General features: G+C 68.0%; 3 protein-coding genes. All 3 read right to left on the bottom strand.

Annotated features, from left to right (window positions below; genetic code table 11):
* A partial coding sequence (locus ADBZ6I_RS14670; protein ID WP_526385077.1) for a carboxyl transferase domain-containing protein occupies positions 1-363 on the bottom strand: 363 nt, incomplete at its 3' end.
* Positions 360-5,783: a polyketide synthase Pks13 gene (gene pks13 / locus ADBZ6I_RS14665; RefSeq protein WP_526385079.1), complete on the bottom strand. Its 5,424-nt coding sequence runs from the start codon at positions 5,781-5,783 to the stop codon at positions 360-362. The genes pks13 and ADBZ6I_RS14670, both read right to left, overlap by 4 nt.
* 140 nt (positions 5,784-5,923) lie before the next feature.
* On the bottom strand, positions 5,924-7,237 hold a 1,314-nt coding region (locus ADBZ6I_RS14660), incomplete at its 5' end, for an AMP-binding protein (RefSeq protein ID WP_526385075.1).

The raw sequence follows: 7,237 nt of genomic DNA, 5'->3' as shown, positions 1-7,237 counted from the left end.
CGGGCAGCCGACCATGGCCACCCACTCCATCAGCCGGGCGACCTTGCGGCCGAACATCTCTCCCACCGAACCGCCGAACACCGTCTGGTCGTGGGAGAAGACGCCGACCGGGCGGCCGTTGATGGTGCCATGGCCGCAGACGACGCCGTCACCGTAGAGGGCGTTCGGGTCGCCGGGCGTGCGGGCCAGGGCACCGATCTCCAGGAAGCTGCCCGGGTCGAGCAGCGCCTGGATGCGGGCGCGGGCGCTGGGGATGCCGCGCTTGTCGCGCTTGGCGGCGGCGGCCTCACCGGCGGGCTCCTTAGCCAGTTCCAGCTTCTCGCGCAGCTCGGCCAGCAACTCGGCGGTGGACCTGTTCGTCACTTCGGCTCTTTCTCCTGCACCTGACTCGTGTTTGTCGCTTCACTCCGGATGCGGTTGATGGTCTCGCTCATGTGAGCGCCGACCTTGGCAATGTACGGCTCGTCGATAGCCTGGATGTGCTCGCCCCCGATCGGCACCACCTCCAGGTCGGAGACGAATTGGCCCCAGCCGCCGTCCGGCTGCCGGACGCCGTAGCGGGGCTCGAACATGATGGCGTCGTCGTGATAGCGGTCGGCCATGTAGAGCGTGACATGCCCGTCGTAGGGCTCGATCTCGGCGGTGTCGATGGCGCGGTTGTCCAGATACGACGTGCGCTGGTGCTCGATGATGCCGCCAGGGATGTTCACCCCGCTGTCCTTGACCGCGTTGAGAACGAAGGTCACCTGCCCCGCGTCGTCGAGCACCTCGAGTTGCTCATAGGGAATCGCGGGAATCTCGACGTTGAAGGTGCGCTGGGCGAACAGTGCGTAGCGGTCCCACCGCGCACGGATCTCGTCGGAGGTCTGCGGGATCTCTTCGCCGGCGCGGACGGTGTCGATCAGGCCGACGAAGGGCACCTCGCAGCCGGCCTTCTTCAGGCCGATGGCGCAGGCGTAGGCCAGCACCCCGCCGAGTGACCACCCGGCCAGGATGAACGGGCCCTTACCACCCATCTCCATCAGCTTGGGCACGTACTCGGCGGCGCGCTCGGAGATCGACCCCTCCACCCGCTCGAACCCGTACATCGGGGTGTCCGCGGGCAGCCGCTTGAGCAGCGGCTCGTAGACGACGGTGGAGCCGCCGGCCGGGTGGAACACGAAGACGGGGATCTGGTCGGACCCCTCCTTTCGCGCCCGGATGGTCCGGACGAAGCCGTCGAGTTCGCCGGCCTCCAAGTGCTCGCGCACCGTGGTGGCCAATTCTTCGATGGTCGTCGCCGCTGTGACGTCCTCGACGGTGATGGTGCCTTCGCACCGCTCGGTGAGGCGGTTGGCGATCTTGGCCGCCGTGTCGTCGTCGACCTTGGGCAGCGGGTTGAAGATGCCTCCCGGCGACTTGCCGGTGACGATGGCCCAGGTGGCGAAGGTGACCCGCTCGGCGGCCTCGCGCGGGGGCACGTCGGTGCCCAGGGCGTCGACGACGGCCTGCTGGGTGAGGGCTTTTGCCGCGGCGCCGGCCGCGGAATTGGCAGGAGCCGCGGCGCCGGCCGCGGAATTGGCAGGAGCCGCGGCGCCGGCCGCGGAATTGGCAGGGGCCGCGGCGTCGGCCGCGGAATTGGCAGGAGCCGCCGGTGCATCCGGCCCCGCGGGGTTGGTGGGCGGCGGCGGGATGTCGGACGGTGTCTGCAATTCCGGGTGCTTGGCGGCCAGCTTCTCCGCCAGCGCCTCCGGAATCTCACCCGCGGCGATCTTGGCCTGCTCGGCGGCGATCTCTTCCGGCGTCAGCCCCTTCTGGTGCTCGGCCAGGGCGACGACGTCATCGCGGTTCTCGATCGCGTAGGTGATCAACTGCTCGACGGCGTAGAGGTTGGCGTCGCGTACCGCGGTCAGCTGGATGGGCGGCAGGTCGAAGTCGTATTCGACGCGGTTCTTGATCCGCACCGCCATCAGCGAGTCCAGGCCCAGCTCGATCAGCGGCACCTCCCACGGCAGGTCCTCGGGTTCGTAGCCCATCGCGCTGCCGACGATCAGACCCAGCCGGTCGTGCACCGTCTCAGGGCCGTCCGGGGTCCACTTGCCCAGCTGGGCTGCGACGCCGGCGCCGGCGGCGAGGTTGTCGTGCAGGATGGCCGCGTCGTCTTCCGGAGCCGCTCCGGCGGCGACATTAGAATCCGGCTCCGGCTCCGGTTGGGCGGCAGTGGCTCCGGTAACTGCCACACCGGTCGCCACGGCAGCAGGCAACGCAGACACCGCACCCGAGCGGGTGACGATCGCGTCGTAGACCAGCGTGAAGGACTCCTCGATACGGGCGTGCACCTGCACCGACGCCCCACCCGGGTGACGGGTGAGCGTGGTGACCAGGCGGGCTCCCTCACCGGGCACCGCGCGCTGCTCCGACGCGGTTAGGGTGGCGTCGGGAAGCACTTGCACCGCAGCGGCTTTCACCAGGGCGGCCAGGTCGGTCTGTCCGCCGCCGCCGTACTCCCACACGTGCCGGCCGTCCGGCATGGCGACATGGGTACCGGGGATCAGCGAGGAACCGTCGGCGGAGAAGCGTGCGTTGAGCCAGTGCTCCTTGCGCCGGAACTTCGTCGGCGGGATCGCGGCGTAGTCCTGCGGCCCCTCGGCACGGGAGAACAGGGTGCGGAAGTCCAGATCGTGGCCGTAGACGTAGAGCTGCGCCATCGCCGCGACCATGGAGTTGACTTCGTCTTCTTTGCGGGCCAGCGTGGGAATCAGCTGTCCGTCATGCAATCCCGCCGATGCGGTGGTCAGACCGGCCTGCATCAGGGCCACCGGATTAGGCGCCAGTTCCAGGAGCGTGGTGTGTCCGTTGTCCACCGCGTTACGGATGCCCTGGGTGAAGTAGACGCTGTGGCGCAGGCCCTTCTTCCAGTAGTCCACGTCGTGGATCACCTCGCCGGGGCGGATGTAGTTGCCCTCGTGCACGGTGGAGAAATAGCCGATCTTCAACGGCTGCGCCGCGATGCCCTGCAGTTCAGCGGCCAGTTCGCCGAGCAGCGGATCCATCTGGGTGGTGTGCGAGGCGCCCTTGGTCTGGAACTTGCGGGCGAATTTCCCCTCCTGCTCGCAGCGTTCGAGGATCGCGTCGACCTGGGCCGGCGGGCCGCCGATGACGGTCTGGTTCGGCGCCGCGTAGACGCACACCTCCAGACCCGGAAAGTCGGAGAACACCTCTCCGATCTCCTCGGCGGAGTACTCCACCAACGCCATCAGCCGGATGTATTCGCCGAACAGCATTGCCTCGCCCTCACCCATGAGATGCGCACGCGCACAGATGGTTCGAGTGGCATCGGCAAGCGAAAGACCACCGGCGAAATAGGCCGCGGCGGCCTCTCCGAGGGATTGTCCAACCACCGCAGCGGGCTTGGCGCCGTGATGCTTGAGCAGTTCACCGAGGGCGATCTGGATGGCGAAGATGACCAGCTGCACCACTTCGATCGGGTACTCGCAGGTCTCGTCGGTGTAGTCGATCGAGTCGTCGAGGATCAGTTCAAGGATGGAGTAGCCGCGCTCGTCCTGAATCAGGCTGTCCACCTTGTTGATCCACTCGGCGAACACGTCGTCGCGCAGGTACAGGCTCTTGCCCATCTTGCGATGCTGGGCGCCGAAACCAGCCAACACCCAGACCGGCCCGTTGCTTACCGGGCCGTCGGCGCTGTATACCAGCGGGGTCTGCTTGCCCTCGGCAATGGCGCGCAGGCCCTTGACGGCCTCGTCGTGGTCGCGGGCCATCACCACCGCGCGGGATCGGCCGTGGTTGCGCCGCGACAGCGACCGCCCAATCGACTCCAGCGAGCACGCCCGGCCCTCCGGGCTGTCCACCCAGGCCGCCAACTCGGCTGCGGTGGCCCGCTTGCGGGACGTGAGGAAGCCCGAAACGGCAAGTGGCACAACCGGCTTGAACGGCTCGGCGGCCTCCGCTGCGGCCAGCTCTTCGCGGGCCACCTCCAGCAGGCGCAGCGCCTCATCGGTCAGGCCGGGGAGCTCGGGTTCTTCGTCCTCGGCACCGTATTCCGCCGACTCGTAGTCATAGGCGGCGACGACATCTTCTTCGTCGAGGCCATCGTCGTCACTGTCCTCGATCAGCACGCCGCCCACGTAGACACCGCCGGATGAGGCATCGACCTGCGACGCGTCGGGCTCCGACGCCGGTTCGGGCTCGACCAGATCCTCGGGCAGCACCTCACGCAGCACCAGGTGGGCGTTGGCGCCGCCGAAGCCGAAGCCGGACACCCCGGCGATGGCATGCCCGCTGTAGCGCGGCCACTCGCTGACTTCGTGGGCGACCTTCAGGTGAACCCCGTCGAAGTCGATGTAGGGGTTGGGTCCGGCGTAGTTGATCGACGGCGGAATCTTGTTGTTGCGCAATGACAGCACCACCTTGGCCAGGCTGGCCGCGCCGGCCGCCGACTCCAGGTGACCGACGTTCGACTTCACCGCGCCCAGCAGCGCGGGCTGGTCGGCGGCGCGGCCGCGGCCGACCACCCGGCCCAGGGCGTCCGCCTCGATCGGGTCGCCGAGGATGGTGCCGGTGCCGTGCGCCTCGATGTAGTCGACGGTGCGCGGGTTGATGCCGGCGTCCTTGTATGCCTTGCGCAGCACCTCGGCCTGCGCGTCAGGGTTGGGGGCCAGCATGCCGTTGGAGCGCCCGTCGTGGTTGATCGCGCTGCCTGCGATCACAGCCAGGATCTCGTCGCCGTCGCGGCGGGCGTCATCCAGCCGCTTGAGCACCAGCATGCCGCCACCCTCGGAGCGGGCGTAGCCGTCGGCGTCGGCGGAGAACGACTTGATCCGGCCGTCCGGTGCGAGCACCCCGCCGACCTCGTCGAAACCGATCGTGACCGCAGGTGTCACAAGAGCGTTCACGCCACCGGCCAGCACCACATCGGCCTCGCCGGCGCGCAGCGCCTGCACGCCGGAGTGCACGGCCACCAGCGACGACGAGCAGGCGGTGTCCACCGCCACCGAAGGGCCGCGGAAGTCGTAGAAGTAGGACACCCGGTTGGCGATGATCGAGCTGGCGGTTCCGGTGATGGCGTACGGGTGCGCGGTACGCGGGTCCATCATCGCCAGGTAGCTGTAGTCGTTGGTGGAACTGCCGACGAAGACGCCGACGCTCTCCCCGCGCAGGCTGGACGCCGGAATGCGAGCGTTCTCCAGCGCCTCCCAGGTCAGTTCGAGGGCCATCCGCTGCTGCGGATCGATGTTGTCGGCCTCCATCTTCGACAGTGCGAAGAACTCGGCGTCAAAAGCCTTGATGTCTTTGAGATATCCGCCGCGGGTCCGGGCCTTGCGGATCCGGTCGGCCAGACGCGGCTCGTCCATGAACTCCGACCAGCGCCCCTCGGGCAGATCGGTGATGGCGTCGCGGCCCTCCAGCAGCGCCTGCCACATTTCGTCGGGGGTGTTCATATCACCGGGGAAGCGGGTGGCCAAGCCCACGATGGCAATGTTCGCGATTCCGTCTTCGATCTCGCGCGTGCGGGTCCAGTCCTCGTCGGAATCGCTGACCTCTGGTTCCGGTTCGCCCTCGACGATCACCGTGGCCAGCGCCTCGATGGTCGGGTGCCGGAAGGCCACCGTCGCCGTCAGGGTCACACCCGTGAGGTCCTCGATATCGGTGGCCATCGCCACCGCGTCGCGCGAGGACAGACCCAACTCGACCATGGGGACCGATTCGTTGATCGCGTCCGCCGGCTGCCCGGTGGCGTTAGCCACCCAATTGCGCAGCCACGCGCGCATCTGGTTCACCGTCATGTCGGTGCGGGGGGCGGCCAACTCCTTCTCGGGAGCTATTTCCCAGGTCGCTTCGCTCCTGCCCTCCGGAGCTAGGACGATTTCGCCGGGCGTATCCGATTCAGACATAAGTCCTTATTCCGCTGAAGTCATTCGGTAAGTCATTCGGCTTCGTCGGGGAAGTCGTTGGCAACCTTCCCGGACCGCAGGCTGCCGTCCAGGTAGGCCGAGCGGCAGGCGCTGCGGCCGATCTTGCCGCTGGAGGTGCGCGGGATCGCACCGGCCGGGGTAAGCAGCACGTCGCGCACCGTGACGCCGTGGCGCACCGCGATGGCTGCGCGGATGGCATCGGCGACCTGGCTGATGTCCATCTTGTGCGAGCCGGCGGCGCGCTCCGCGACGATCACCAATTGCTCGGAGGTGTCGCTCGGGTCGCGCTTCAGACCGGCGTGCGCGTCGGCGAACACTTCGTCGGGCAGCTGGTTGGCCGGCACCGAGAACGCCGCGGCGAAACCGGTGCGGACCGCCTTGGACGCCTCCTGCGCGGAGTACTCGAGGTCCTGCGGGTAGTGGTTGCGGCCGTCGATGATGACGAGATCCTTGGTGCGGCCGGTGATGTAGAGCTCGCCGTCGTGATAGGCGCCGAGGTCACCGGTGCGCACCCAGGTGGCGTCGTCGGCCGCGCCTTCGGCGTGCGAGGGGCTGGTCCGCGACTTCAGGGTGTTCTGGAACGTCTCGACTGTTTTCTCCGGCTTGTTCCAGTAACCGGTGCCCATGTTGTTGCCGCTGATCCAGATCTCACCGATCTGACCGTCGGGCAACTCGGTGGCGGACTCGTGATCGACGATCACCGCCCACTCCCCGACACCGACCTTGCCGGCGCCCGCTTGCGCGACGGCCTTCGGCGAATCGTCGGGCACCGGAACGAACCGGTTGGCGTTGAGTTCGTCGCGGTCGACCGAGATGATCTTCGGCTCTTCGGTGGACGGCGTGGTGGACACGAACAGCGTCGCCTCAGCCAGGCCGTAGGACGGCTTGATCGCTTTGGGCGGGAAGCCGAACGGTCCGAAGGCGTCGTTGAACCGCTTGACGGTGGCGGCCGAGATCGGCTCGCTGCCGTTGAGGACGGCCTTGACGTTGGACAGGTCCAGCGGCTCCTCGCCCTCCTTGGGCAGCCCACGCGCGGCGGCGTGGTCGAAGGCGAAGTTCGGCGCCACCGAGATGGTGCCGCCGGTGTCGCCGGGCTGTCGGGCGATCTCGCGCATCCAGCGGATCGGGCGGCGCACGAAAGCGGCCGGCGTCATGAAGGTGAAGTAGTGGCCGATCAGCGACGGCAGCAGTGCGGTGACCAGACCCATGTCGTGGAAGAACGGCAGCCAGGACACTCCCCGGTCGGCTTCCTCGCCTTCGAGGGCCTCGATGACCTGAACGACGTTGGTGGCCAGGTTCAGGTGGGTGATCTGCACACCGGTCGG

This window comes from Mycobacterium sp. (genome assembly GCF_044342925.1).
In the GTDB taxonomy this organism is placed as follows: domain Bacteria; phylum Actinomycetota; class Actinomycetes; order Mycobacteriales; family Mycobacteriaceae; genus Mycobacterium.
This window is presented reverse-complemented; position numbering and strand designations above follow the sequence as displayed.